General features: G+C 65.9%; 21 protein-coding genes. 17 read left to right on the top strand and 4 right to left on the bottom strand.

Features of this window, described 5'->3' with window-relative positions:
* The first annotated feature begins 41 nt into the window (after positions 1-41).
* The 5 genes from DES44_RS19270 to DES44_RS19250 all read left to right on the top strand — a co-directional run bounded on the left by DES44_RS19270 (position 42) and on the right by DES44_RS19250 (position 6697).
* Positions 42-479: a pilin gene (locus tag DES44_RS19270; protein WP_058936962.1), complete on the top strand. Its 438-nt coding sequence runs from the start codon at positions 42-44 to the stop codon at positions 477-479.
* A gap of 90 nt (positions 480-569) precedes the next feature.
* Positions 570-2006: an O-antigen ligase family protein gene (locus DES44_RS19265; protein WP_058936961.1), complete on the top strand. Its 1437-nt coding sequence runs from the start codon at positions 570-572 to the stop codon at positions 2004-2006.
* 4 nt (positions 2007-2010) lie between these two features.
* Positions 2011-2763 (top strand): TfpX/TfpZ family type IV pilin accessory protein, encoded by a 753-nt coding sequence (gene tfpZ / locus DES44_RS19260; RefSeq protein WP_147307143.1) that lies wholly within the window; start codon positions 2011-2013, stop codon positions 2761-2763.
* Between the two features lie 78 nt (positions 2764-2841).
* On the top strand, positions 2842-4632 hold the full coding sequence (locus DES44_RS19255) for a PglL family O-oligosaccharyltransferase (RefSeq protein ID WP_083525944.1): 1791 nt from the start codon (positions 2842-2844) through the stop codon (positions 4630-4632).
* A gap of 139 nt (positions 4633-4771) precedes the next feature.
* The gene (locus DES44_RS19250) at positions 4772-6697 is read left to right on the top strand and encodes a PglL family O-oligosaccharyltransferase (protein ID WP_083525943.1); all 1926 of its coding nucleotides are present in this window, start codon (positions 4772-4774) and stop codon (positions 6695-6697) included.
* Between the two features lie 95 nt (positions 6698-6792).
* On the opposite strand, the gene moaC is transcribed toward DES44_RS19250, so the two are convergent.
* Positions 6793-7275 (bottom strand): cyclic pyranopterin monophosphate synthase MoaC, encoded by a 483-nt coding sequence (gene moaC / locus DES44_RS19245; protein WP_058937678.1) that lies wholly within the window; start codon positions 7273-7275, stop codon positions 6793-6795.
* Positions 7276-7359: 84 nt separating this feature from the next.
* Here moaC and DES44_RS19240 point away from each other — a divergent pair, with 84 nt between their 5' ends.
* Positions 7360-9012, top strand: a complete 1653-nt coding sequence (locus DES44_RS19240; protein WP_058936957.1) for a M48 family metalloprotease — start codon at positions 7360-7362, stop codon at positions 9010-9012.
* A gap of 102 nt (positions 9013-9114) precedes the next feature.
* Here the strand turns inward: DES44_RS19240 and DES44_RS19235 are convergent, their stop codons facing one another.
* Positions 9115-9471, bottom strand: a complete 357-nt coding sequence (locus tag DES44_RS19235; protein WP_058936956.1) for a phage holin family protein — start codon at positions 9469-9471, stop codon at positions 9115-9117.
* A gap of 293 nt (positions 9472-9764) precedes the next feature.
* On the opposite strand from DES44_RS19235, the gene DES44_RS19230 reads away from it, so the two are divergent.
* From DES44_RS19230 to DES44_RS19190, 9 genes are all read left to right on the top strand, one after another.
* Complete coding sequence (locus DES44_RS19230) at positions 9765-10745, top strand: TerC family protein (RefSeq protein WP_058936955.1); 981 nt, start codon at positions 9765-9767, stop codon at positions 10743-10745.
* Between the two features lie 374 nt (positions 10746-11119).
* Positions 11120-13393: a catecholate siderophore receptor Fiu gene (locus DES44_RS19225; protein ID WP_058936954.1), complete on the top strand. Its 2274-nt coding sequence runs from the start codon at positions 11120-11122 to the stop codon at positions 13391-13393.
* A gap of 82 nt (positions 13394-13475) precedes the next feature.
* Positions 13476-14156 (top strand): Fe2+-dependent dioxygenase, encoded by a 681-nt coding sequence (locus DES44_RS19220; protein WP_058936953.1) that lies wholly within the window; start codon positions 13476-13478, stop codon positions 14154-14156.
* A gap of 11 nt (positions 14157-14167) precedes the next feature.
* Positions 14168-14860: a PepSY-associated TM helix domain-containing protein gene (locus tag DES44_RS19215; protein ID WP_058937677.1), complete on the top strand. Its 693-nt coding sequence runs from the start codon at positions 14168-14170 to the stop codon at positions 14858-14860.
* Positions 14861-15041: 181 nt separating this feature from the next.
* Positions 15042-15578 carry a DUF2271 domain-containing protein gene (locus tag DES44_RS19210; protein ID WP_058937676.1) on the top strand — a complete coding sequence of 179 codons (537 nt, stop codon included), beginning with the start codon at positions 15042-15044 and terminating at the stop codon, positions 15576-15578.
* A gap of 20 nt (positions 15579-15598) precedes the next feature.
* Positions 15599-16537: a DUF4198 domain-containing protein gene (locus tag DES44_RS19205; protein ID WP_058936952.1), complete on the top strand. Its 939-nt coding sequence runs from the start codon at positions 15599-15601 to the stop codon at positions 16535-16537.
* A 97-nt stretch (positions 16538-16634) separates the two neighbouring features.
* The gene (locus tag DES44_RS19200) at positions 16635-17735 is read left to right on the top strand and encodes an FAD:protein FMN transferase (RefSeq protein WP_232309877.1); all 1101 of its coding nucleotides are present in this window, start codon (positions 16635-16637) and stop codon (positions 17733-17735) included.
* A gap of 13 nt (positions 17736-17748) precedes the next feature.
* Positions 17749-19308 carry a sulfite reductase subunit alpha gene (locus DES44_RS19195; protein WP_058936950.1) on the top strand — a complete coding sequence of 520 codons (1560 nt, stop codon included), beginning with the start codon at positions 17749-17751 and terminating at the stop codon, positions 19306-19308.
* 226 nt (positions 19309-19534) lie between these two features.
* Positions 19535-19990: an SWIB/MDM2 domain-containing protein gene (locus DES44_RS19190; protein ID WP_058936949.1), complete on the top strand. Its 456-nt coding sequence runs from the start codon at positions 19535-19537 to the stop codon at positions 19988-19990.
* A gap of 89 nt (positions 19991-20079) precedes the next feature.
* Here DES44_RS19190 and DES44_RS19185 read toward each other — a convergent pair whose 3' ends face one another.
* Positions 20080-20457: a response regulator gene (locus tag DES44_RS19185; protein WP_170156702.1), complete on the bottom strand. Its 378-nt coding sequence runs from the start codon at positions 20455-20457 to the stop codon at positions 20080-20082.
* Positions 20458-20787: 330 nt separating this feature from the next.
* Between DES44_RS19185 and DES44_RS19180 the strand changes: the two genes are divergently transcribed.
* Positions 20788-21549: an MHFG family PEP-CTERM protein gene (locus DES44_RS19180; RefSeq protein WP_083525940.1), complete on the top strand. Its 762-nt coding sequence runs from the start codon at positions 20788-20790 to the stop codon at positions 21547-21549.
* A gap of 77 nt (positions 21550-21626) precedes the next feature.
* Here the strand turns inward: DES44_RS19180 and uvrA are convergent, their stop codons facing one another.
* The gene (uvrA, locus tag DES44_RS19175; protein ID WP_058937675.1) at positions 21627-24503 is read right to left on the bottom strand and encodes an excinuclease ABC subunit UvrA; all 2877 of its coding nucleotides are present in this window, start codon (positions 24501-24503) and stop codon (positions 21627-21629) included.
* 801 nt (positions 24504-25304) lie between these two features.
* On the opposite strand from uvrA, the gene DES44_RS19170 reads away from it, so the two are divergent.
* Positions 25305-25532, top strand: coding sequence for a hypothetical protein (locus tag DES44_RS19170; RefSeq protein ID WP_058936946.1), 228 nt, complete (start codon positions 25305-25307; stop codon positions 25530-25532).
* The last annotated feature ends 172 nt before the right edge of the window (positions 25533-25704 follow it).

Below are 25704 nucleotides of genomic sequence, written 5' to 3'. Positions count from 1 at the left end.
GTCTCGACCGAATCTCCCTCCCTTTTTCCTTAGGAGTTTTTATGAAGCGCGCTATCCAAAAGGGTTTCACCCTGATCGAACTGATGATCGTTGTGGCCATCATCGGTATCCTGGCTGCTGTGGCACTGCCGGCTTACTCGGACTACATGAAGAAGTCCAAGGTCAGCGAACTGATCCTGGCTCTGTCGGCTTACAAGCAGCCGCTGCAAGAGTTCACCACCACGATGAACAAGCTGCCGACCACGGCCGAACTGCCGGTGAGCGGCACCAGCAAGTACATGTCCAAGATCGAGTACAAGCCGAGCGGCAGCACCGCTACGCTGGTTGCCACGGCCCAGAACATCGGCGCCGGTGTTGACGGTGGTACGCTGAGCCTGGTGGGTGTGGCTGACTCCAGCACCCAAGCTCTGGCCTGGACTTGCGGCGCCGCTGGCGACATCGACAATAAGTACCTGTCGGCTTCTTGCAAGCACAGCTAATCAACGACTCGTTGATTCAGCACAAAAGGGGAGCGTTTGCTCCCCTTTTTGCTTTTTTGAAATGTTCCCTGAAGGAAGTGCAGCTCGGAGATGAGAAAAGGCAGAGTGTTGCTCGGGCTTCCCCTCGTGTTGTGGGGCATCCCGCTGCTTTATCCGGCCCTGCAAACAGGCTCCACCGCGCATGACGTGGCCCGAGTCTGTCAGTTGGTGATCATCGCGGCCGCCGCTATCGGACTGTTGTTGTCGACGCCCAACCGGCCTGCTCAGGTGTCCTTGCGGAACGTCGTCCGATGGAGCGCCATCGTGCTGCTGGTGACCGTCTCCTCTCTTCTTGCTGCCCACCCAGTCGTGGCTGTTCACGAAGTCGTGATGTGGGCAGGGCTTCTTGGACTGATGGCTCTGTTGAGCCAGGGTCTGCGATCCGCCGACGAGATCTGCATATTTCTGCGGTTCGTCGTGGTGGGAACGGCTGCGCATGCCATCTTGGTGCTGCTGATTCTTGCCCTTGCCATTGCTGGCGGAGGGAACGTTTACCCCTGGGAAGCGCTGGTGGGATTCGACAATCCTCGCTTTCTCAATCACGCACAGACCGTGGTGCTGCCGCTGGTGGCTGCGGTCGCGACGCACGATGCCCGGCCGCTATGGCGGCGGTGGGCGGTCGTCACGCTGGTCCTGAGCGGCATGATTCTTTTCATCACGCTGGGCCGTGCCACCATCTTGGCCTTGTTACTCGGATTGCTGACAGCCTTAGTCTGTTTCCGCGGCAACGCAGCGGCCTATGCCCGTCGCTCGGCAGGTTTCACACTGTTAGGCATGGGCCTGATGTGGCTGGTCTACCTGCACTGGCTGCAACCGGCGGGCCACTCCATTGACGTGCAGGGACTGTCCAGCGCTCATTTCCGGGACTACCTACTGGCATGTGCTTTCAAGCTTTGGCAGACGTCGCCTTGGGTCGGTGTTGGTCCGATGCATTTCTCGCACTGGTACAACGGGGAGGCTGCACACCCGCACAACATCTACGCGCAGGTCCTGGCGGAATACGGCGCCATTGGCGCGGTACTGATTCTGGGCCCGGCTTTGCAATGGATGGGCCGCATGCTTGGTTCGCTGCGCGCCGCGATCCCGGCCCATGCCGGCATCGCGATCGGCCTGATGGTCGCTTTGGTCGGTGTCGCGGTGGACGGTGCTTTCTCTGGCAATTTCGTCATGCCAGTGTCTCAGTTGTGGATCGCCGTGTTGATCGGACTGTGTATGGCCACCGCTAGGATTTTCGCGCAGGGCGTGGCCATCACATCGGCCCGTCCACCGCTCCTAGCATCGCCGTGGACCCGTGCCCGTGTCCTGCCGACATTTCTCATTTTTGCGCTGAAGGCCACTCTCGCCATCGCCATCTCGGTCATGGCAATAAAGGCATTGGTCACGTGCGCCGTCACCTCATCGCCACAGTTCGACACCTCCGGCCCCGTTGCGGGACGCCCGGACGTAGACAATACCAATCCTCGCTTTTGGACCCACGGCTGGTTTTGATCAAATGAATTGGCGTGTCAGATTTCGTGCGTTCGGCTTCCACTTGCTTGCCTCGCTCCTCGTGGCCGCGCTGGCTGCGGCCGTTGTGCTGCTGATGTGGTATCCCTGGCCCTACCGCATCGTGTCGGGTGGGCAAGAGTTGCTCTTCATCCTGATGGCGGTGGATGTGGTGATCGGGCCGCTGCTTACCTTGGCCGTCTTCAATCTCGCCAAGCCGCGCAAAGAGCTTCGGCGTGACCTGCTCATCATCGTGGTGCTGCAGGTGCTGGCACTGGCTTATGGGCTGCGCACGGTGTATCTGGCTCGGCCCGCTGTCCTGGCGCTTGAAGTGGATCGTTTCAGGGTGACCACCGCGAACGATGTACGCGTCTCAGAGTTGCCCGAGGCGCTGCCCCAGTACCGCTCCCTGTCGATGACGGGCCCCGAACTCGTCAACACGGCCACGCCGACAAATGAGCAGCGCTCCGACGCGATCATGCTCAGCTTCAGTGGTTTTGATCTGGGCGCGCGCCCCAGCTATTGGCGTCCTTGGGACGCCGCTGCGCGCGCACAGACGGTTAAGAAAGGCCAGCCGCTCGACGACTGGCTCAAGCGCAACCCTGAGCAAGCGACCGCCGTCCGCGACGCGGCCGCTCGCACCGGACGACCGGTCGAACAACTGCTGTTCCTGCCCATGCTGGCCCGCCGGACAGACTGGTCCGTCCTGGTGGACCGCACTACCGGGGATCCGGTCGGTTTCGCTCCTATCGATCATTGATCGACATACTCGGCAGTACCTCGCACCGGCGACCTGACGCATTCGGTATCTTTCACCCCTTACACCATCGCTCGCCCCATGCCACCTTCTTCTTCCCAGCAACGCGCCGGGCAATGGTTGATCGCCATCGGGCTTCTGGTGGGCGTGGCGCTTGCACCCCTGTGTGCCTTCAGCGAGCGCCCGCTACTGTCAATCTATAACCAATTGCTGGCTTACGGCGGTTTTGGGTTGTTCCTACTGGGGCTGGCGGTGTCCGGAATCAACGTGCGCCACTTCAGCAAGGACGGGGTCAGCCTGGCGCTCGTGCTGATATTGCTGACCGTGCTGGTGGTGCCCGCCACCACGGGCTTGCCTATGGCCGTCATGCTGACGATGGCCGTGGCGGTGGCGTCGGCCCTCTTGCTGGTGCAAGTGGGGGCCAACTTGGCGGCGTCCACGCGCCAGACGGTGTTTGCATCGCTCTGCGGCGCCTTGGTGGTGGCAGGGCTTGCCAGCCTTGCGGTCGCATGGATTCAGGTTTTCCTGCCCTCGATTGCAGACGGACTCCTCGTAGCTGTGCCGGGTGCAGAAGCACGGGCGATCGGCAACATGCGCCAGCCCAACAATCAGGCCAGCTTGTTTCTGTGGAGCTGCATTGCGCTCGTCGCGCTGAAAGAGAGTGGCGCCCTGACAAGGCTGCTGTGGAGCGCCGCTGCGGCCCGAGCCGCCTTACTGGTGATGCCGTCAGCTTTCGCTGTTGGCGTGCTGCTCACCGCGTCGCGTACCGGAATGGTCGGGATTGCGCTGTTGGTCGTTTGGGTTCTTTGGGACGCCTTTGGTCGGGGCCGCGGTGCAGGGCGGCTGAGCCGCGAAAGCCGCCTCGGCCTGGCCCTGATGGCTCCTGCGTTTGCGGTGGCCTGGCCCCTTGTGAGCGGATGGATGGAAACCCGCGGTTTGGGCTTCTACGCGCAGCAAAAGATAGGGGACCAAGCCACCCATTCTGCGGACCGGATGAGCATTCTTCATGATGCGTGGGTGCTGATCATGCAGCATCCTTGGTGGGGTACGGGCTGGGGCAACTTCAATTTTGTCTGGACGGTGACGCCGTTCCCGCAGGGACATCTGCTGCTGGTGGATCACACGCACAACCTTTTCCTACAGCTGTTTGCAGAAATGGGCCTGCTGCTTGGCGGGTTGGCCAGCCTGCTGCTGCTGTGGGGGGGCGTGCAACTGGTGAAATCCGTCCCACGCGATGCCTCCCCGACCAGCGTGTGCGGCCTGATGCTACTGCTCACCATTGGCGCGCATTGCATGACGGAGTATCCGTTCTGGTACGCCTACTTTCTGCTCCCATCGGCGTTGGTGGTCGGCTGCTGTCTGGCGGTTTTTCGGGCCAGCCCCGGCACTGGGGCGTCAGACAATATGCCGGCCAGAGCGAATAGCAAACTGGCCTTTGCCGGAGTTGTGATGGCGTTGGGTACCGTGCTGGCAGCGAAGGAATACGCGGACATCGTTCGTATTTATCAACCCAGCAGCAGTCCTGCCGAGCTGATCGACCGACTGGGCCAAGGTCAGCGATCCCTGTTCTTCAGCCCGCACGCCGATGGTGCCGCTGCGCAGGTTCTCCCTCCCGGACCTTTGTCGCTGCAATTGGTGCAGCGTGCGTCTCGTCGCTTCATCGACACCCAGACGTTGATCGACTGGGCCAATGCACTGAACGCGACGGGCCAAATGGACAAGGCGCGCTTTCTCGCCGCCATCATCCGGCCGTCGGAGCAGCGCGCCGCGCAGCAGTTTTTCAAGGACTGCAAAGGTGCGCCAGCGGGGGCTGAACAGCCCTATCAATGTGAAGCGCCGATGCAGTCGTATTCCTGGGATCAGCTCCGCTAGAGGACCGCAGCATTCGCACGGGAGGCATTGGGCAGCAGCTATTCCGGAAATGCTCTGCGCTGCCCTCGCGCGCTGCTAGCACCCGGTCGCCCGCCCGGACCGTTTAGAGTTCCGCCTTGTCCGCCGCCTTGGATTTCATATGACGATCGACGCGCGCCCGCCCGTGACGCAATCTGTGCCTGCTTCCGCCGCCGCCCCGAGCTCCCAGGCATCGTGGGGGCGTGGGCACTGGTGGATCGTGATGGGTCTGGCCATCGGCGTCACGCTCGCCCCCCTCTTCGCCTTCAACCAAACCCCTTCAGCCACTCTCTACAACCAACTCCTGGCCCTTTTCGGTTTCGGCCTGACCCTGATCGGCCTGGGCCTGGGCGGCGTCCTGGAGCGCGGTTGGCGACCGGAGCCGGTCACCATCGCGCTGCTGGTCATGCTGGCGGCGGCCTTGACCGCGCCGATGCTCAACGGGTTGCCCTGGTCGATCTCGCTCTCGGGTGCGGCCATGCTGCTGGGCGCCGTGGTGCTGGTGCAAGCCGCGCAGGCCGTGCGAACCGACCAGCGCGACCGACTGATCACCCTGTTCTGCCTGGCCCTGGTGGGTGCTGGCCTGCTGAGCGCCGCCGTCAGCTTTGTGCAGTTCTTCGTGCCCTCCTGGGCGGACGGCACTGTCATCGCGCGCACGGGCCTGGCCGGCCGGGCCGTGGGCAACATGCGCCAGCCCAACCATCTGGCCAGCCTGCTGCTGTGGAGCTGTGTGGCAGCCGTCTGGCTGGGGCAGGGCGGCTGGCTGGAGCGCCGCCTGGGATCGGCACGCCGCGCCACCGTCGCCTTGTGCCTCCTGCTGTTTCTCTTCGTGCTGTGCGTGCTGTTCAGCGCCTCGCGCACGGGCTTCATCGGTGTCGGCCTGCTCGCCGCATGGGGCTTGGTCGAGGCGCTGCTGAGCGTGGTCAAGCCCGCGGCCACCCGCCTTCGATCGGGACCCCGGCTGGCGCTGTCCCTGACGCCAGTCATGTTCGGTCTGAGCTGGCTTCTGGTGCGCTTCTGGACCCATGCCAGCGGCCATGCCTTCGGCGCCGAGACACGCCTGAGTGATGAAGGCGCCGGGTCGCCCTCGCGCCTGGCCATCCTGCGCAATACCTGGTCGCTGCTCCAGCAGAACCCCTGGACCGGCACCGGTTGGGGCGATTTCAACTTCGCCTGGACGATGACCCCGTTCCCCGATCGCCCCGTGGCGTTCTTCGATCATTGCCACAACATCGTGCTGCAGCTGCTGGTGGAGCTGGGGTGGCCCGCCGGCCTGCTGGTCGTGCTGCTGCTGCTGGCCGGGTTTGTGCTGGCCGGCGTGCGCAGCCACGCCGACCGCAGCGGCGCGAGCTTCTGCGCCTTCATGGTGGTCTTGATGATCGGGCTGCACAGCATGTCGGAATACCCGCTCTGGTACGCCTACTTCCTGCTGCCGACCGCGTTTGCCTTCGGCCTGTCCCTGCGGCGCGCGCCGGTCGGATCCGCGCCTGCAACCTCGACGCAAGCCTCGTGGTCCGCTGCCCCTCAAGGTCAGGGCCGCCAGAGCCCTGCATCCAATGCCGCTGTCGCCGCCCCTGGGGCCACCAAGCGCTGGGATCTGGTGCTGCTGGGCGCCGCCGCGGTCCTGCTGGTCCCTTTGACGGTGTGGGACTATCTGCGCATCGTGCACATCTACGCGCCGCCGGCCGATGCCGCGTCGCTGGAAGACCGCATGGCCGCGGGCCAGCGCTCGCCGCTGTTCGATCTGCAGGCCGACTATGCCGTGGCGACGGTCCTCCCGGCCGGTGCCGAGGCCCTGGTCGCCGCGCAGCGGACGGGCCATCATCTGATCGACACCCGCCTGATGGTGGCCTGGGCCCGCTCGCTGGCCGCCGTGGGCGAAGTGGACAAGGCCCGGTATCTCGCCCAGCGACTCAAGGAGTTCCGCAATCCGGTCGGAGACGAGTTCTTCGAGGAATGCAAGATCGCTGACCAGGCCCGGCTCGTGCCCCGGCCCTTCCAGTGCGAAGTGCCGTCACGCGACTATGGGTTCCGCGAGATGCGGTGAGGTGACTTCACCGCTGATGGCGCTGATGTAGCGATGGGCGCGCGCAAGGAGACTGCGCGGGGGCGACTGCGCATGGGACTGCGCAGAGCCTCTCGTCAAACCGTTGCGACCCAATCGCCCGACTTCCCGCCGTGCTTCTCCAGCACCCGGATCTGCTCCATCACCATGCCGCGGTCGGCCGCCTTGCACATGTCGTAGATGGTGAGCAGGCCGATCTGCACGGCCGTCAGCGCTTCCATTTCCACGCCCGTGCGCCCCAGCGTCTCCACCTGCGCGGTGCACACCACCGCATTGGCCGCTTCATCAATCTCGAATTCGATGGCGACCCGGGTGATGGGCAGCGGATGGCACAGCGGAATCAAATCGGACGTTCGCTTGGCGGCCTGGATGGCCGCGATGCGGGCAACCCCCAGCACATCGCCTTTTTTTGCCTCGCCTTTGACGATCAAGGCCAAGGTCTCTGGCAGCATACGGATACGGCCAGCAGCCCGAGCCACCCGATGGGTGATTGCCTTGCCACCGACATCCACCATGTGGGCCTGCCCTTCGGCGTCAAAATGGGTGAGAGGTGAGCTCATGCGTGGGTAGCGCCACAAGGGCAACAATCGGGAAACCAGAATGGCGCCATGATAGATCGTGGTCTTGGAGATGCCTTGAAGCAAGTGAATGCTATCGGTCCCACCGCCCGCCGTGATGCGGGGCGTCATGACACGGGCGCGGTCTGCCCGCCAGCGTCGCGGCGTGAGCCGGTGCGACCGCTCCGGCGCTGCCTAGCCGCGCTGCTCGGTGCCGCGCTGCTGACCCAGAGCGTCACCCCAAGCGCCTGGGCCCAGGTCAACCTGCCGGCGTTGGGGGACTCGGTGTCGGCCGAAGTGAGCATCAGCGCGGAAAAGAAGCTGGGGGATCAGGTCATGCGCCAGATCCGTCCCGACCCCGACTACCTCGATGACCCGCTGCTGCTCGAATACGTGCAGGGCACCTTCAGTCCACTGGTGCAGGCCGCGCGCAAGCTGGGCAACATCAGCGACGACACGTCCGACCGCTTCGCCTGGGAGGTCTTCCTGGTGCGGGACAAGTCGGTCAACGCGTTTGCGCTCCCCGGCGGCTACATCGGGGTGCATCTGGGCTTGATCTCCATGACGGGCGCGCGGGATGAGCTGGCCTCGGTGCTGGGCCACGAACTCTCCCACGTCACGCAGCGGCACATTGCCCGCAGCTATATCGGGGAGTCTCGCAACTCCTTGCTGGCCACCGCCGGCATGATCCTGGGCATCCTGGCCGCCGCCCGCAGCCGCAGCACGGACGGTGTCCAGGCCGCGGTGCTGGGCAGCCAGGCCGCGGCCGCACAGGCCTCGCTGAACTTCTCGCGGGACATGGAGCGGGAAGCAGACCGCGTCGGTTTCCAGGTGATGACCCAGGCCGGCTACGCGCCTGCCGGCATGGCCAGCATGTTCGAACGCATGGAGCAGGCCTATCACCTGATGGACTCCGGCTCCTATCCCTATCTGCGCAGCCACCCGCTGACCAGCGAGCGGATCGGTGAAGCCCGGGCGCGTCTGGGCACCAACGGTGAAACGCGTGTGGTGGGCACCACCGAACATGCCCTGATGGCCGCCCGGTCCAAGGTGCTGATGGATCAGCGCGCCGAGGCCTGGCGTCAACTGCAGGGGCTGGATGCGGGCGCGCGCCAGGGCGGCGCGCCGATGGACCAACTCGCCGCGCGTTACGCCAGTGCGCTGGCATCGATCAAGCTGCGGGACTTCTCCCGGGCAGAAACCACCCTCAAGACGGCCGACGCCATTGCCGGCATGTTGGGCGCGGATGCCGGCGCCAAGCGCATGATGGTCTACCTGCATGCGGAGTTCGAGCTCGCCCGCGGAAAACCAGCCGCCGGCATGGCCGCCCTGGAAGCGCTGAAGGACGAGCGGTCCCGCCCGCTGTTGATGATGAAGGCCGAGCTGGCCAAGGCCGATGAGCGGCCCGAGGTCAAGCGGGCCGTGGCCGATTCGCTGCAGACCTGGCTCAGCCTCAACGGCAACGATGCGCTGGGGTGGCAGGAAATCGCCCCCTTGTGGCAGCAGCTCGATCAGCCGCTGCGGTCGGTGCGGGCGCAGGGAGAAGCACGTGCGGCGATGGGCGATATCGTGGGGGCCATCGATCGTCTGCGGTCCGCGTCGCGGCTGTCGCGGGGCCGGGATTCCGATCAGATCGAGGCCTCCGTCATCGATGCGCGCCTGCGCACGCTGGTCTACGAACGGCGCCAGATGCTGGCAGAGATGTACCCGCGCGGAGTGCCGCCCGGCGCCGAGCAGTGAACGTCTTGGGCCACTGGCGCGGCGGCGTTCACCACAGACAAATACACAAGGGCCTGCCAGCGGTGTCGCGGCAGGCCCTTTTCATTGGGGAGGCGAGGGCCGTCACTCGCTGTCCGGGAACAGCCGTTCCATCAGCACATCGATCGCCATGCCGCACAGGCTGTAGATCAGCGACCCAATCAAGGCAGCCGGGAAGCCGGTCACGGTGAATCCGTCCAGCACCGAAGCCGTCGCCCAGAACAGCAAGGCGTTGATGACGAACAGGAACAGCCCCAGCGTCAGCAGCGTCACCGGCAGCGTCAGCAGCACCAGCACCGGCCGCAGCAGCGTGTTGAACAGGCCCAGCACCAGCGCCGCAATCAGCGCGGTGGTGAAACTTTTCACCTGGACGCCAGGATAAAGATGAGCCACCAGCAGCAGGGCGCCAGCCAGCAGCAACCAACGGATCAAGGTCTTCATACCGTCAGCATACCGGGAGCTGAGCGTAGAAAAAACCGAATTGAAATCTGACGACCCATCCGCATAATCCGAACTTCCGAAAGGGGAGTAGCCACGCGGTTTTGCCGCGGCAGCGATTCGTCAATACGTTGTCTGCGGACAGCCGGACGCTGCACCTGGCGGGGACGCCTCGGTCCCATCGCCAGCCTTGCAAGACCTTTCGGCGTGAAGCGCTTGGGCCCGCACAGGGGACAGGCACTGGTGTCACTCGGAGCGCCGCATCATCATGGGCGCTCTGCTTGCAAGGGGATTTCATGAGCACGATCGTGCCTGTCTGGTTGTGGGGAGTGTTCGTCGGCATCGTGGTGCTGGCGCTCATCCTGGACTTCGTGGTGCTGCGCAAACAGGGCGCGCATGACGTCACCGTCAAGGAAGCGGTGAATTGGTCCATCGTCTGGGTGGCCTTGAGCGTAGCCTTCATGGGACTGCTCTGGTGGGCGGTGCGGGACGGCACCGGCAGCACCGAGCTGGCCAATACCAAAGCGCTGGAGTTCATCACCGGGTATCTCATTGAGAAATCCCTGGCGGTGGACAACATCTTTGTCTTCCTGATGATCTTCACCTACTTCGCGGTGCCCAGCGCCTTCCAGAAGCGGGTGCTGATGATCGGCATCATCGGCGCCATCGTGCTGCGGACGGTGATGATCCTGGTGGGCGGCCTGCTGATCGCCAAGTTCCACTGGGTGCTCTACCTGTTCGGCGTGTTCCTGCTGGTCACCGGCATCAAGATGTGGTGGGCGGCGGGTCAGGAGCCAGACCTGGAAAGCAACCCGGCCCTGAAGCTGCTGCGCAAGATCATGCCGGTGAGCAAGCAGTTTGATGGCGAGAAGTTCTTCACCATCGAAAACGGCAAGCGCATTGCCACACCGATGTTGCTGGTGATCGCTCTGGTGGGCATGACCGACGTGATCTTCGCCGTGGACTCCATCCCGGCCATCTTCGCCATCACGTCCGACCCGTTCATCGTGCTGACGTCCAACATCTTCGCCATCCTGGGCCTGCGGGCGATGTACTTCCTGCTGTCGGCCATGGCCTCCAAGTTCCATCTGCTCAGCTATGGCCTGGCGCTGGTGCTGGTGTTCATCGGCACCAAGATGATCCTGATCGACGTGATCAAGATCCCGGTGCTGATCTCGCTGGGGGTGGTGATCGGCATCCTGGCGGTCACGATGATCATGAGTGTGCGCACCGCGCCCAAGCTGAAGGCGGGCGAGCAGCTCGACACGCAAGGCTGACGGACCAGCCCCGCAAAACCAGCCATTCGGCGGCCTAGGCCGCGTCAGGACAGGGCTGCGGCCCCTCGTCCCACTCCTCACAACGGGCACCCCAGCGGTGCCCGTTTCTCTTTTGCAGCGTGTTTCCGGATCATTTCGTGGTGTGCCCACCACGAACGGATGTCAGGGCCGGCAGGAAGGCTTTGACCACCCAAATGCGAATAATTAGCATCTGCGCTTTCGGATCCGGCGACGGAAACGAGTTGCCGCCAGCCAGTCGTGGACAGGGAGGGGCCGATGCATCAGGTGCGCCGACAAGCGCCAATGCCGACCACCCCACGCAGCCAGCAGAGCCCATCGACCCTATTCAGACAAGATTTCGGAGCTCTTCCTTCATGGCTACGTACATCAAGAGCCGCAAGCATGCGGTGGCACCGCTGGCGGCACTGGCAGCTTCCTTTGCCCTTCCGATGGTCGCCCAGGCCGACCCGGCCCCGGCGCCCGCTGCGGCCGAGACGACCCCCTCGACCAGCAGCTCGACCTTCCTGCCGACCGTGCGGGTCGATGGAACGGCCGCTTCTGACTACAAGGTGGACAAGAGCGCCTCGTCCAAGCTGACGCAGCCGCTGCTGGAAACGCCCAAGACCATCCAGGTGATCCGCAAGGAAGTGCTGCGCGAGCAGGGCGCCGTGTCGCTGATGGACGCGCTGCAGAACACCCCGGGCATCACCATGCAGCTGGGCGAGAACGGCAACACCTCCGCCGGTGACACCTTCCAGATGCGCGGTTTCTCCGCCAGCACCTCCACCTTTGTGGATGGCATCCGCGACCTGGGCGCCGTGACCCGCGACGTGTTCAACACCGAACAGATCGAAGTGGTGAAGGGCCCCGCCGGTGCCGACACCGGCCGTGCCGCCAGCGCCGGCTACATCAACCTGATCAGCAAGCTGCCGCAGGCGGATTCCTTCATCGAAGGCACCGCGACCGTGGGCACCGCCGACCGCAAGCGCGCCTCGGTGGATGTGAACCAGAAGCTGGCCGAAGGCACGGCCGTGCGCCTGAATGCCGTTTGGGAAGACTCCGGCGTGCCGGGCCGCGACGTGGTCAAGAAGAAGACTTACGGCCTGGCCCCGTCGGTGGCCTTTGGCCTGGGCACACCCACCCGTTTCTATCTCTACTCGCAGCACATCCGCCAGAACAACCTGCCTGACGGCGGCATTCCGGCCATCGGCTGGCCGGGCTACAGCCTGGCTGCCACCGTCACCGAGCCGGCCCGCAGTGCGCTCCTGTCCGCCCGTAAAGTGGACACCAGCAACTTCTATGGCAGCGTCCACGACTACGAGGACGTGAAGGCCGACATGGTCACCACCAAGCTGGAGATGGACCTGGGCGGCGGCACCACGGTGCGCAACATCGCGCGATACGGTCGCACCTACATGGACCGCACGGTCACCGGCATCATCAATATCACCGCCGTCACCCCAGCGGATCCGAACACCTGGACGATCAGCCGCTCGCGTCAGCACATCAACCAGACCAACGAGATCCTGACCAACCAGACCAGCCTGAGCACCAGCTTCACCACCGCTGGTGTGAAGCATGATCTGGCCACCGGCATTGAGCTGACTTACGAAAGCCAGGACAACAAGGCTTTCACCGCCACGCCGCCGACCGGCCAGAGCGCCGTCCCGGCCGCGAACCTCTACAACCCCAACCCGTACGTGGACCTGGGCGGGTCGGTGCGCAACCCGGCCGGTGACACGTCCGGCAGCACGACGACTCAGGCCATCTACGCCCTGGACACGGTGTCCCTGACGGATGCGCTCAAGCTGACTCTGGGCCTGCGCACCGATCACTACACCAGCAAGTACGCCACCGCCACCGCGTCGTTCAACGCCGGCAAGTGGGTGACCAGCTGGAACACCGCGCTGCTCTACAAGCTGGCGGACAACGGCACGGTGTACGCCGCCGCCGCCAATTCCATCCTGCCCCCGGGCGGCAGTAATTTCACGCTGGCCGCATCCGGCCAGAACGCGACGGCCTCCGACCCGCAGGAAGCCAAGAACTATGAAGTCGGCACCAAGTGGGATCTGCTGAACAAGCGCCTGAACCTCACGGCCGCGCTGTATCGCAGCGAGAACGATGGCCAGGTCAGCGTGGATCCGGTCACCAACGTCGCCACCCAGGGCGGCAAGACCCGGGTGGAAGGCATTGAGCTGGCCGCGGTCGGTCAACTGACCAACTTCTGGCAGATCACCGCCGGTGTGCAGACGATGAACACCAAGCAGATCAACCAGCGCAGCGTGAACACCACGACTGGTGTCCAGACGATCACCGACGGTGTCCGCTGGTCGCCGAAGTGGTCCGCGACGCTGTGGACGTCGTACCAGTGGGGTGACTTCACCTTCGGTGGCGGCGTCAGCCACACCGCCGAGCAAAAACGTGTCATCACGGTGGCGGCCGCTCCCAGCACCGGTCTGGCCGCACTGCCCGCGTATACCGTGGTCAACGCCATGGCCGCCTACCGCGTGAACAAGAACGTCAACCTGCAGCTCAACGTCACCAACCTGCTCGACAAGCAGTACATGTCCTCCCTGAACAACGGCGGCGTGCGTGTAGGCCTGGGAGCCCCGCGCACCACGATGCTGACGGCCAACTTCGGCTTCTGATCCGCATGGTGTAGGGTAGCAGGCCCGTTCCGCCCCGCTCGAGGGGCGGGCGGGCCTGCGGGCATTCAAGACCGAGACCGACATGCTTCTTCATATTCCCGAAGTGCTCAGCAAACAGGACGTGCGCGAGATGCGCCGCCTGCTGGACGCCGCCGACTGGACCGATGGCCGCGCCACCGTTGGCGAGCAGGGCGCACGGGTCAAGCAGAACCGGCAGCTGCCGGTGGACCATCCGGCGGCACGGCAGATCGGGGAGCACATCCAGCAGGTGCTGTCGCGCCATCCGCTGTTCCTGTCGGCCGCCTTGCCGCTGCGAACGCTGGCGCCGCTGTTCAATCGCTACGAAGGTGGCGAGCACTATGGCTTCCATGTGGACGGCGCCATCATGCGCCAGCAGGGCACGCCGCAGCCGCTGCGCAGCGACGTGTCCACCACGCTGTTCCTCTGCGAGCCGGAGGAATACGACGGGGGGGAGCTCGAGGTGGTGGACACCTACGGCACCCATGAGGTCAAGCTGCCGGCGGGCGACATGGTGGTCTACGCCAGCACCAGCCTGCACCGGGTGATGCCGGTGACCCGCGGCGCACGCGTGTGTTCGTTCTTCTGGACCCAGAGCATGATCCGCCAGGACTGGCAGCGCCACATGCTGTTCGAGCTGGACCAGACCATCCAGCGCCTGCGGGCGACCCTGGGCGACAACGCCGAGACGACCACCCTGACCAGCCACTATCACAACCTGCTGCGCCTCTGGGCTGAGACCTGATGTCGCAAGAGATGCCACGATCCAACGCCTCCCGCTCGGCCTGGCTCAAGACGCTGCACCAATGGCACTGGATCAGCTCCGCTCTGTGCCTGATCGGCATGCTGCTGTTTGCTGCCACCGGCATCACGCTCAACCACGCGTCGAGCATCGAGGCCACGCCGACAGTGGTGAACCGGCAGGCGCAGTTGCCGCCGGAGTTGCTCGCCGCGCTGGACCCGGACGCCGCTGCATCTGCTCCGACCCAAGCACAGGCACAGCCACAGGCACAGGCCCCCGCCCCGACGTCCCGCCACACCCAGGACCACAAGGCCGCGCTGCCCACCCCCCTGCGCGACTGGCTCACCAACACCCTGGGCCGCAGGATCGATGACCGCGAGGCCGAATGGTCGCGCGACGAGATCTATCTCTCCATGCCTCGGCCCGGTGGGGACGCCTGGGTGCGCATCGACCGCGGCACCGGAGAGGTTGAATACGAGGACACCGATCGCGGCTGGATCTCCTATCTCAACGACCTGCACAAGGGCCGCCATGCGGGCGTGGCGTGGAGCTGGTTCCTGGATCTCTTCGCGGTCGCCTGCCTGCTGTTCTCGATCACCGGTCTGCTGATCCTGAAGTTCCATGCGGTCAGCCGGCCCACCACCTGGCCGATCGTGGGTCTGGGCTTTCTGATTCCGGCGCTGCTGGCGCTCCTGTTCATGCACTGATCCGTAGCGACCGGAGCCACCAGCCGCCCAGCAAGCCACCAGCCACCCGCAAGCCCCCCGACATCAAGACCCCACACACACGCCAGCAACACCCATCCGCGACAACTCCAGTCCGCCCAGCCGCCGCCAGGGCTCCTGCAAGCCTCCACCCTTGTTGAATCAAGCACCACGAACGATGACCATGAATCCCACCACCCGTCACTCTCTCGTTGCGCTCGGCGCCCTTGGCACCCTGGCCGCCGGATCGTCCGCCTGGGCCGCCACCGCGCAGCTCAAGCTGGAAATTCCCCGGCTCAACGTCGCTGAATACCACCGCCCCTATGTGGCGGTCTGGCTGGAAAAGGCCGGCGAATCGGGTCCGGCCGTGGCCCAGCTGGCCGTCTGGTATGACCTGAAGAAACCCAACAACGGCGGCACGAAATGGCTGCGGGACATGCGCCAGTGGTGGCGCCAGGGCGGCCGCAACCTGACGGTGCCGGCCGACGGCATCAGCGGCGCCACCCGCGCGCCCGGCGAGCAGGTGATCAGCCTGGACAACCACCCGAGCCTGGCCAACCTGCCGGCGGGCAACTACGAGATCGTCGTGGAGTCCAGCCGCGAAGCCGGCGGCCGCGAAGTGCAGCGTCTGCCGCTGACCTGGCCGATCAAGTCGGCGCAAAAGGCTGCGGCGCAAGGCGAGCACGAGCTCGGCGCCCTGGAATTCACGGCCAAGCCCTGAGACGAACTGAGGAGCCCTCCATGAAGACTTTCTCGACCCCTGCTGTCCTGGCCCGCCTGTCCCCGCTGGCCCTGGCCACTGCGCTGCTGTTGCCGCTGTCGGCCAGCGCCCACATGACCTGGCTGTTGCCCAACACCGCCAATGTCACCGGCCGCGATGGCGTGGTGTCGGTGGACGCCGCCGTGTCGGAAGACCTGTTCAACTTCGAACGGGCCCTGAAGCTGGACACGCTGCGCATCACCGGCCCGAACGGCCAGAGCCTGGACGCGGACAACCGCAGCAGCGCCCGTCACCGCGAGAGCTTCGATGTGAAGCTGCCGCAGGACGGCACCTATCGCATCAGCAACGTCAGCCAGTCGCTGATGGGCACCTACAAGCAGGGCACGGAGACCAAGCGTTTCCGCAGCACGCCGGCCACGTTCTCCAAGGACGTGCCGGCCGACGCCGAGATCACGTCGCTGACGCTGATGACCAACCGCCAGCAGACCTTCGTCAGCAAGGAAGAACCGGGCAAGGTGCAGTTCGCGCCGGAAGGCCAGGGCCTGGAACTGCTGCCGCTGGGTCCGGTGACCGATCTGAGCCATGGCGACAAGACGCGCTTTCGCCTGCTGCTGGACGGCAAGCCTGCGGCGGATGTGGCGGTGAAGGTGCTGCGTGATGGCAACCGCTACCGCTACAAGCTGGGCGAGGTGTCGCTCAAGACGGATGCGCAGGGCGAGTTCACCGTGTCGTGGGCCGAGCCGGGCCGTTACTGGGTCGGTGCCAGTGCGGGCGCCAATGCCGGCGGCCCGGCTGGCCCCGCAGGTCAAGGGGGCCCGGGCGCTCAGGGCGGCGCAGCAGGGCCTGGTGCCGGCGGCAATGCCGGGGCTCCTGCAGCCGCTGGTGCCAACCGCGGCACCCGCGATGCACCGCTGCAGCGTGCCGCGGTCAGCGCGACCTTTGAAGTCCTGCCCAAGTAACGCGGCATCAAAAGGTGAGTCGATGAGCGCGACGGTGCCGTCCCGGTCCGGGGAAACAGCTTCCCGTGCGCCCCAGGGTCATCCCCTGGCGCCGCGGGTGGCCGTTCCTCATGAGATCGCGGGCGAGCCGCCAGCGCTCGGACAGCCGGTCCATCGGCTGTCCGGCACCACCATGGGCACCACCTGGTCGGTCGCATTCGTGGGGCCGCCGGGGTTGCGGCTGGGCCCCATCGACAGCGCCATCCAGCGGGTCTGCAACGACGTCATCCAGGAGATGAGTCAGTGGACGTCCGACTCGGTGCTCAGCCGTTTCAATCACGCAGCGCCTGGGTCGGACCATCCGCTGCCGGAAGGCTTTGCGCGGGTGCTCCAGGCGGCGCTGCACATTGCGGAGCTCAGCGACGGCGCGTACGACCCTACTGCGGGCGCCTTGGTCGGCATGTGGGGTTTTGGTCCCGCCGGCCAGTCCGAACATGCTGATGCAGGTGCAGGTGCAGGTGCAGGTGCTGGAGCTGGAGCTGGAGCTGGAGCTGGAGCCGGCGACGCCAGACTTTTCACTTGGCCCCGCCACGACGATCCGCAATTCCGCACCCCCTCGCCAGAGCAATGCGCCCAGGCCCATTGCGGCTGGCAATCGCTGCGCTGGGATGCCGCGCGTCGCCTGCTGACCCAACCGGGGGGCGCCACGCTGGACCTCTCGGCCATTGCCAAGGGCGATGCGGTCGATCGGCTCAGTGAGCTGCTGACCGGCCTGGGCCTTGCGCATCATCTGGTGGAAGTGGGCGGCGAATTGCGCGGCGCCGGTCTCAAGCCGGAGGGCCAGCCCTGGTGGGTGGACCTGGAGCCGCCGCAGTCCGACTTCGCACTGCCGCCGATGCGGGTCGCCCTGCATGGCCTGTCCATCGCGACCTCCGGCGACTACCGAAAGACCTACCTGGACCCGCAGGGCCAACGCGTCTCCCACACCATCGACCCTCGCCAGCGGCGACCGGTGATGCATGGGCTGGCGTCGGTCACCGTGCTCCATCCCAGCGCGATGTGGGCCGACGGCTGGTCCACCGCCTTGATGGTGCTGGGCCCCGATGAGGGTCTGCGACTGGCCGAGCAGCAGCAACTGGCTGCCCGCTTCGTGATCCGACGTCCGTCGGGCCGCTTTGATGAGCGATTGTCTTCCGCGCTGCAGGCGCTTTTGATGTGATGGTTCTGTTGTGATGGGGTCTCGTCCGGCGCTGGCGCTGCTGTTTGTCCTGCTCTATGGCGTACTGTGCGCGGCGGTCTGGTGGCGCCACCGCCGGCTGCAGCGCGCGGCAGCCGCGCAGGCCGCCGCCTTGCTGCCGACCGCCGACGCGGGCCCTCCCGTGCTGGTGCTGCATGCCAGCCAGACGGGGCAGGCCGAGGCATTGGCCTGGCACACCGGCAAGTTTCTTCATCTGGCCGGTATGCCGGTACGGGTGGCGCCGCTGGGAACGGTGAGCGCGCAGGACCTCCAGTCCTCCCGTCATCTGCTGGTGATTGCCAGCACCTACGGGGAAGGGGATGCCCCCGACAGTGCCGCCCCGTTTGCGCGGGATCTGATGGGCCGACCTGGGGGCCTGGACCTGCGTCATCTGAAGATGGGGGTGATGGCGCTGGGCGATGCGACCTATGCCCACTACTGCGGTTTCGGCCGCGCGGTGGACGCCTGGTTGCTGCAGTGCGGCGCCCAGCCGCTGTTCGATCGCATCGAGGTGGACCGGGAAGATCCTGCGGCGGTGGCGCTGTGGCAGCAGCGGCTGAGTCATGTCGCGGGGACGGCGGATTTGCCGGAGACCAGCGACTGGTCCGGACCGGCATTCGAACCCTGGCGTCTGATCGAACGTCGGCATCTCAATCCGGGCAGTCAGGGCGGACCGGTGTTCCATCTCGCATTGGTGCCCCCACCGGGGCAGCCGCTGCCGACGTGGGAAGCCGGGGACCTGGTGCAGGTGCTGCCGGTGTCCCTCCTGCCCAGCGCCGCCGCCGCCACAGTCGTCACCAACGCCACCAACGCCACCAACGCCACCAACGCCGCCACGGCCTCGGCCTCCTCCTCCGCCGATGAGCCTCTCGCCGATCCGGAGCGCACCCGCCCTCGGGAATACACCATCGCCTCCTTGCCGGGCTGTGGCCGCATTGAATTGCTGGTCCGGCAGACCCGCCGCGACGACGGCCAATTGGGCCAGGCCTCCGGATTGCTGACAGAGGGTCTGCCCTTGGACGGCGAGCTCTCGCTGCGCGTGCGCGCGCATCCCAGCTTCCGCATTGGGGACAACCATCAGCGTCCGCTGATCCTGATCGGCAATGGCACCGGGCTGGCCGGACTGCGTGCGCATCTGCAGGCGCGCGCACTGGCACGGGCCCACGCCATGCGCGATGCCGCCGTGCCCTCCCGCGAGGGTGAACCGCAGCCCGCCTCACCACCCGCCGCCGCCTGGCTGGTGTTTGGTGAACGCCAGTCCGCCCACGACGCGCTCTACCGCGACGAGATCGACAGCTGGCTTCGTGACGGTGTTCTGCGTCACGCGGACCTGGCGTTCTCACGCGATCAGGCTGAGCGCCTGCATGTCCAGCATCTGCTCGCCCGGCACGCTCAGCGACTGCGCGAATGGGTGGCGGACGATGCGGCGATCTATGTCTGCGGCAGTCTTCAAGGCATGGCCGGCGCGGTGGATGACGTGCTGCGCGAGGTCCTCGGCGAGCCCGTCGTGGACGCGCTGCTGCAGCAGGGACGCTACCGACGCGACGTCTACTGAGCCCGCGCAGACGCCTGCTGTGGTCGATGCACCGCTTCAAATGATGCGAGACCGCGACAAACAGTGGGCTCGCCATTGACTCGAGGGCCGATTTCTCTCCAGTAAAGCCTTCTCAATGACAGAGGGCCGCAGTACCATTGCCCGCGCAGGGTGCTAACGAGTACCGAAGGCGTCAGACCTTCACCAGGGCCCGGCACATCAACAACCCTTGATGGAGAGAATCGAAATGGCAACTGCGAAGAAGGCCGCGCCCGCCAAGAAGGCAGCACCGGCCAAGAAGGCGGCTCCTGCAAAGAAGGCTGCCGCTGCTCCTGCGAAGAAGGCTGCGCCTGCAAAGAAGGCCACGGAGAAGGCAGCAGCCCCCGCCAAGAAGGCGGCTCCTGCCAAGAAGGCCGCTCCTGCAAAGAAGGCTGCTGCGCCCGCCAAGAAGCGCACGCCCAATGCAGCCTTCATGAAGGCCCTGACCCCCAGTCCCGCCCTGGGCGCGATCGTCGGCGACAAGCCGCTGCCGCGCACGGACGTGATCAAGAAGGTCTGGGAATACATCAAGAAGAACAAGCTGCAGGACGAAGCGCAGAAGCGCGTCATCAATGCCGACGCCAAGCTGAAGGAAGTCTTCGGCAAGGCCAAGGCGGACATGTTCGAGATGACCAAGCTGATCAACAGCCATCTCAAGGACTGAGGTCCAGCGGGCCCTTCGGGGCCTGTGATCAGAATGAAGCCCGCCTCAAGCGGGCTTTTTTATCGGCATCGGGTGGGGCTGGATGGGCCCTACATCCGCTCCAGCGCCAGGCGCAATTGACGCACGTCAATTGGCTTGAGCCAGTAGTCCTGGAAACCGGCCGCGCGGGCGCGCTGGCGCTGGTCGTCCATCACATCGGCGGACAGGGCCACGCATCGCAGCCCGGCCAGGCGCGGGTCCGCCTTCACCAGACCCATCAGCTGCAGGCCGTTCATGTCCGGCAGGTTCATGTCCATCAGCACGAGGGTGGGCATGATCCTGGGCAGCATCTCCATCGCCTGCCCGCCGGTTTCCGCGATGTGCAGCGTCCAGCCGGGCATCAGGCGAAACACTTCCTCCATCAACACGATGTTGATGCGGTCGTCCTCAACATACAGGACGTGGCGGGGGGCGGCGGCGTCGGACATGGCAGCGGGGAACATCTGTCGCCACGATACCAGCGAAAGCGGGGGAGGATCCGTGTTGTCCCTCACGCAGACTGCGGCACTTTGAGCACGGCCCCGCTGCCTGTGCGCTCGGCAGTCCGCCGTGCCTCAACCGTTGAGCCAATCAATGGTTCGTGCGAATGTTGTGACAAGCGCATCACATCCCCCGGATTTGGACACCCTTGCATGAGGGGTTCCGGCGCCGCATGCGATGCAGGCCTCCCTACACTCGGGCGACGTGCCGATACAAGTTGATACGGCGCGACACGGCAAGGTCTGACCCTGAGCAGATCGCCGCAAAGAAAAGATTCCATGTCGTTGGTTGCTACTGTCGCCTTGGCTGCGTCCGGCCTGACGCTGCCGCAGTGTTCCTGGGACCGTCCCGGCGTGAATCCCTTCATGGGAGACCTGGTGGCGGCCGTGGACCGCTACCAGGACATTCCTGCGGCCACCCGGGCGCGACTCAAGGCGCGGATGCAGGCGCGGCAGTATGACGAGATCGTCGACATCCGCCGCGATGCCATCCTCGGCAGTTACGACTACGGTCCCCAGATCCGCGACATGCATTTCGGCACCGGGCAGGTCTGCCGCACCGTCTCCCGCGCCAAGTGGAAGGACAGTGCCCTGGAGCGCGGGCTGGTCTATTGCGAGGACGGCCAGTGCCTGCTGGTGCCCACCGTCTGCCGCAATGTCAGCCGCATCACGCGTGGGGCGCTCAAGGCGGCCGGTGCGCCCGGACGGACCACCGAAGAGGACACCACGCCGCTGGTCTTCGATCCGCCGGCTGCCGGCATGCCGCAGGTCGAAGGGGGCGGCGCCGGCAGCGGCGATGCGGGCAGCTTTGCGCGCGCCGCCGCCGCGCCGACACCGTTGCCGACCAGCGTGCCACTGGGCGCCGGAAGCGTCAGCGTGCCGCCGCCCGGTCTGGGACTGGTGCTGTTGCCGCCCGGCGCCAGCCCGTCCGCATTGCCGGACCCGGCGCCGGCCCCCGTGCCGGAGCCCGGCACCTGGATGCTGTTCGGTGCTGGGCTGCTGGCCCTGTGGGGCGCCGCGAAGCGCCGGACCCGGAACTGATGAACGGCTGGCCCGCTCCGCCTTACGCGTGAACCGTTGGGCCGTTCAGCCTCTGGCATGAACGGCGGCGACTCCGTTCAGCCTCGCGCCAGCAGCGGCTTCAGATAACGCCCGGTGTGGCTGGCCTCGCAGGCAGCCACCACCTCCGGCGTGCCCGCCACCAGCAGCTCTCCCCCGCCGGAGCCGCCCTCCGGCCCCATGTCGATCAGCCAGTCCGCCGTCTTGATGACGTCCAGGTTGTGCTCGATGATGACGATGGTGTTGCCCGCGTCGCGCAGCTGGTGCAGCACCTTGAGCAGCAGTGCGATGTCGGCGAAGTGCAGGCCGGTGGTAGGCTCGTCCAGGATGTAGAGGGTGCGCCCGGTGTCCCGCTTGGACAGTTCCAGCGCCAGCTTCACCCGCTGCGCCTCGCCGCCGGACAAGGTGGTGGCGCTCTGGCCCAGCTTCACGTAGCCCAGGCCCACGTCCATCAGGGTCTGCAGCTTGCGCGCCAGCGTCGGCACCGCGCTGAAGAATTCCAGCGCATCCTCCACCGTCAGCCCCAGCACTTCGGAAATGTTCTTGCCCTTGTAGAGCACCTCCAGTGTTTCCCGGTTGTAGCGCTTGCCGCCGCAGGTGTCGCAGGGCACGTAGACGTCCGGCAGGAAATGCATCTCCACCTTCAGCACGCCGTCACCCTGGCAGGACTCGCAGCGTCCCCCCGCGACGTTGAAGCTGAAGCGGCCGGCGCCATACCCCCGCTCCCGGGCGGTCGGCATTTCGGCAAAGAGCTCGCGGATCGGCGTGAACAGGCCGGTGTAGGTGGCGGGATTGGAGCGAGGCGTGCGACCGATCGGCGACTGGTCCACATTGATGACCTTGTCGAAGGCCTCCATGCCGTCGATCTCGTCATGCGGCGCCGGTTCCTGATGGCTCTGGTAGAGCTTGCGGGACACGGCGGCATACAGCGTGTCGTTCACCAGCGTGCTCTTGCCCGAGCCCGACACACCGGTCACGCAGGTCAGCAGCCCGACCGGAATCTCGACGCTCACCCCCTTGAGGTTGTTGCCGGTGGCATTGACGATCTTGAGGGTGCGGGCATCCGGCAGGTCGGCCAGCGAATGGCGCTTGCGCGGCACCTCGATCCGCTCCAGGCCACTGAGGTAGCGGCCCGTGGACGATCCGGGCGTGGCCGCCACTTCCTCCGGCGTGCCCTGCGCCATGATGCGGCCGCCGTGCACACCAGCGCCGGGGCCCAGGTCCAGCACATGGTCGGCGGCGCGGATGGCGTCTTCGTCATGCTCGACCACCAGCACGCTGTTGCCCAGGTCGCGCAGACGGCGCAGCGTGGCGATGAGACGGTCGTTGTCGCGCTGATGCAGGCCGATGCTGGGCTCGTCCAGCACATACATCACCCCGGTCAGGCCGGAGCCGATCTGGGAGGCCAGCCGGATGCGCTGGGCCTCGCCGCCGGAGAGCGTGTCCGCGCTGCGATCCAGGCTCAGGTAGTTCAGGCCGACATCGTTGAGGAAACGCAGCCGGGAGGCGATCTCCCGGATCACCTTGTCCGCGATTTCCGCCTTGGCGCCCTTGAGCCGCAGCTGCTCGAAATAGGCCAGGGCTTCCCGCAAGGTGGCGTGCTCCACCTCGTAGATGGGCTTGCCGCGCACTCCTTCCGGCGCATCGGCCGGTTGCAGCAGCACATTGCGCGCTTCCCGGCGCAGGCGGGAGCCCTCGCAGTGCGGGCAGGGCTTGGCGCTCTGGTAACGCGCCAGCTCTTCGCGCACCGTGGCGGAATCGGTTTCCTTGAAACGGCGTTGCAGCGTCGGCAGGATGCCTTCGAAGGGATGGGCCCGCTTCACGCTGCGTTTGCGGCCATTGGCGCCTTCGGCCTGATAGACAAAGGTGATCTCTTCATCCCCGGAGCCCTGCAGCAGGACTTGCTGCGCCAGGGGTGGCAGTTCCTCGAAGGGCTGCTCGATGTCGAAGTCGTAATGCTTGGCCACCGACTCCAGCATGGAGAAGGTGTAGGCATTGCGACGGTCCCAGCCCTTCACCGCGCCGCTGGCCATGCTGAGCGACGGGAAGGCCACCACCCGTTCCGGGTCGAAGACCACGACCTGTCCCAGGCCCTCGCAGGACGGGCAGGCGCCCACCGGTGAATTGAAGGAGAACAGCCGCGGCTCCAGCTCCGGCAGCGAATAGCTGCAGATCGGACATGCAAACTTGCTGGAGAAGATGGACTCGGCCTCGGTGTCCATGTTGAGCACCAGCACCCGGCCATCGGCCAGGCGCAGCGCGGCTTCGAAACTTTCGGCCAGACGCTGGCGCAGGCTGTCGGCGCTGTCGTGACGGAGCTTGATGCGGTCCACCACCACGTCGATGTCGTGCTTCTCCGCCTTCTTCAGGGCGGGCAGGTCCGGCACTTCCACCGTGCGGCCATCCACCCGGAAGCGCACATACCCCTGGGCCTGCAGGTCCTGGAACAGTTCGACGAACTCGCCCTTGCGGTCGCGCACGACCGGCGCCAGCAGCATCAGGCGGGATTCGTCCGGCATCGCCAGCACCGCATCCACCATCTGGCCGACGCTTTGTGCCTCCAGCGGCAGGTGGTGGTCCGGGCAGAAGGGCGTGCCGGCGCGGGCGTACAGCAGCCGCAGGTAGTCATGGATCTCGGTCACCGTGCCCACGGTGGAGCGCGGGTTGTGGCTGGTGGCCTTCTGCTCGATGGAGATGGCCGGGGACAAGCCCTCGATGACATCCACCTCCGGCTTGTCCATCAGTTGCAGGAACTGGCGGGCATAGGCCGACAGGCTCTCCACATAGCGGCGCTGGCCTTCCGCGTACAGCGTGTCGAAGGCCAGGCTGGACTTGCCCGATCCCGACAGGCCGGTGATGACCACCAGCTTGTTGCGGGGCAGGTCGACGTCGATGTTCTTGAGGTTGTGGGTGCGCGCGCCGCGCACGCGGATCATCGGCACGTCCACAGGGGCGGGGGCGGGGACCGACGCGGGGACTGGCGCGGTGGTGGTCGGGCCGGGCAGCGTGGGGCCCCGTTGCTCCAGGGCATCGGCCACATCGGACGTCACGGTATTGGCGGGCGAAACATTGGTGGGCATGGGCCTGGACACAGCGATAGGCGAACTCGCCATGATAGAGCCAGGACCGTTCCCCCGCCCAGGGCGGGGCACGGCGCCGCGCAGGGCGCGGGGATCGGGACGGGAAACGGGACGGGAAACGGGAGAGGAAACGGGAGGGGACACGGCACGGGACACGGGCGCGGCTCGCCAGCTCGCCCGCAACACGCGGACCGCCTCGGCGGCCCGCCCGGAGCACGCGGACCGTCTCGCCCCCACCGGCGCCCACCGCCGCTGACGCCGTCTCCCCCCAATGGCGAGCGCCGGTCCCCACTCTGGGGGAAGGCAATCAGGTTCGGCTGCGACTACGCTGCATTCGTGCGGGAAAACAGCAGTTCATCGCTGGACGACCGCAGTTCATCGCGTCGGCATGGCGGTCGCCGTGCCTGTCGCGCACAGTTCATCTTGCGCCGTTGCCCCCGGGTTCCTGAAGGGTGGTCTGCGGCGACCGGGGTCCTTCATTTCTGTTGCTTCGCAGGTCAGTGAGTTTGACTGAACGCCTGTGAAGCCTCAGGGTAGGACCTCGACACCAGCAGATTCGAGACCGAGATCCAAGATAGAGATCCCGCCGATATCCAGGACCGATATCCAGGACCGATTTCCAGGACCGATTTCAGCACCAAGCCAGGGAGAGCCATCATGAGCGACATCACCAAGACATTTTTCACCGCACTGGCCGCTGTGGCCAGCGCCGCCGTCATCGCCGTCTGGCTGGCGGATCGCACCGAGGCCGCGCACCGCATCACCATGCCCGCCCACTGGGCCAGCAGCCAGACGGCGCCGCTGCAGCAGGCTGAGAAGGCTGTGCAAGCCGTGCAAGCCGTGCAGGCTGTGCAAAGCGAAGTGGCCAGCAAACCTCGCGGCTGAGGACCTGGGCTCTCCCGGCTCAGCACCTGCGCCCTCCCGGCCTGGTGGTGTTCCCACCGCTCAAACCCGCCCTGGTGGCGGGTTTTTTTTCGTCCGTGCGATGGATGTCGGCGCGCCGTCAGGCAGCGTCCTTTTTCACCCGCTGAAAACCGATGCATGGGCCCCTGCGTTC

Source organism: Roseateles depolymerans (assembly GCF_003387155.1).
GTDB lineage: Bacteria > Pseudomonadota > Gammaproteobacteria > Burkholderiales > Burkholderiaceae_C > Roseateles > Roseateles depolymerans.
This window is presented reverse-complemented; position numbering and strand designations above follow the sequence as displayed.

What these genes read in the sequence shown, in the direction of transcription:
- DES44_RS19270 (WP_058936962.1), top strand. Translation starts at nt 42, where the DNA reads ATGAAGCGCGCTATCCAAAAGGGTTTCACCCTGATCGAACTGATGATC.
- DES44_RS19265 (WP_058936961.1), top strand. Translation starts at nt 570, where the DNA reads ATGAGAAAAGGCAGAGTGTTGCTCGGGCTTCCCCTCGTGTTGTGGGGC.
- tfpZ (WP_147307143.1), top strand. Translation starts at nt 2,011, where the DNA reads ATGAATTGGCGTGTCAGATTTCGTGCGTTCGGCTTCCACTTGCTTGCC.
- DES44_RS19255 (WP_083525944.1), top strand. Translation starts at nt 2,842, where the DNA reads ATGCCACCTTCTTCTTCCCAGCAACGCGCCGGGCAATGGTTGATCGCC.
- DES44_RS19250 (WP_083525943.1), top strand. Translation starts at nt 4,772, where the DNA reads ATGACGATCGACGCGCGCCCGCCCGTGACGCAATCTGTGCCTGCTTCC.
- moaC (WP_058937678.1), bottom strand. Translation starts at nt 7,275, where the DNA reads ATGAGCTCACCTCTCACCCATTTTGACGCCGAAGGGCAGGCCCACATG.
- DES44_RS19235 (WP_058936956.1), bottom strand. Translation starts at nt 9,471, where the DNA reads ATGAAGACCTTGATCCGTTGGTTGCTGCTGGCTGGCGCCCTGCTGCTG.
- DES44_RS19230 (WP_058936955.1), top strand. Translation starts at nt 9,765, where the DNA reads ATGAGCACGATCGTGCCTGTCTGGTTGTGGGGAGTGTTCGTCGGCATC.
- DES44_RS19225 (WP_058936954.1), top strand. Translation starts at nt 11,120, where the DNA reads ATGGCTACGTACATCAAGAGCCGCAAGCATGCGGTGGCACCGCTGGCG.
- DES44_RS19220 (WP_058936953.1), top strand. Translation starts at nt 13,476, where the DNA reads ATGCTTCTTCATATTCCCGAAGTGCTCAGCAAACAGGACGTGCGCGAG.
- DES44_RS19215 (WP_058937677.1), top strand. Translation starts at nt 14,168, where the DNA reads ATGCCACGATCCAACGCCTCCCGCTCGGCCTGGCTCAAGACGCTGCAC.
- DES44_RS19210 (WP_058937676.1), top strand. Translation starts at nt 15,042, where the DNA reads ATGAATCCCACCACCCGTCACTCTCTCGTTGCGCTCGGCGCCCTTGGC.
- DES44_RS19205 (WP_058936952.1), top strand. Translation starts at nt 15,599, where the DNA reads ATGAAGACTTTCTCGACCCCTGCTGTCCTGGCCCGCCTGTCCCCGCTG.
- DES44_RS19195 (WP_058936950.1), top strand. Translation starts at nt 17,749, where the DNA reads ATGGGGTCTCGTCCGGCGCTGGCGCTGCTGTTTGTCCTGCTCTATGGC.
- DES44_RS19190 (WP_058936949.1), top strand. Translation starts at nt 19,535, where the DNA reads ATGGCAACTGCGAAGAAGGCCGCGCCCGCCAAGAAGGCAGCACCGGCC.
- DES44_RS19185 (WP_170156702.1), bottom strand. Translation starts at nt 20,457, where the DNA reads ATGTCCGACGCCGCCGCCCCCCGCCACGTCCTGTATGTTGAGGACGAC.
- DES44_RS19180 (WP_083525940.1), top strand. Translation starts at nt 20,788, where the DNA reads ATGTCGTTGGTTGCTACTGTCGCCTTGGCTGCGTCCGGCCTGACGCTG.
- uvrA (WP_058937675.1), bottom strand. Translation starts at nt 24,503, where the DNA reads ATGATCCGCGTGCGCGGCGCGCGCACCCACAACCTCAAGAACATCGAC.
- DES44_RS19170 (WP_058936946.1), top strand. Translation starts at nt 25,305, where the DNA reads ATGAGCGACATCACCAAGACATTTTTCACCGCACTGGCCGCTGTGGCC.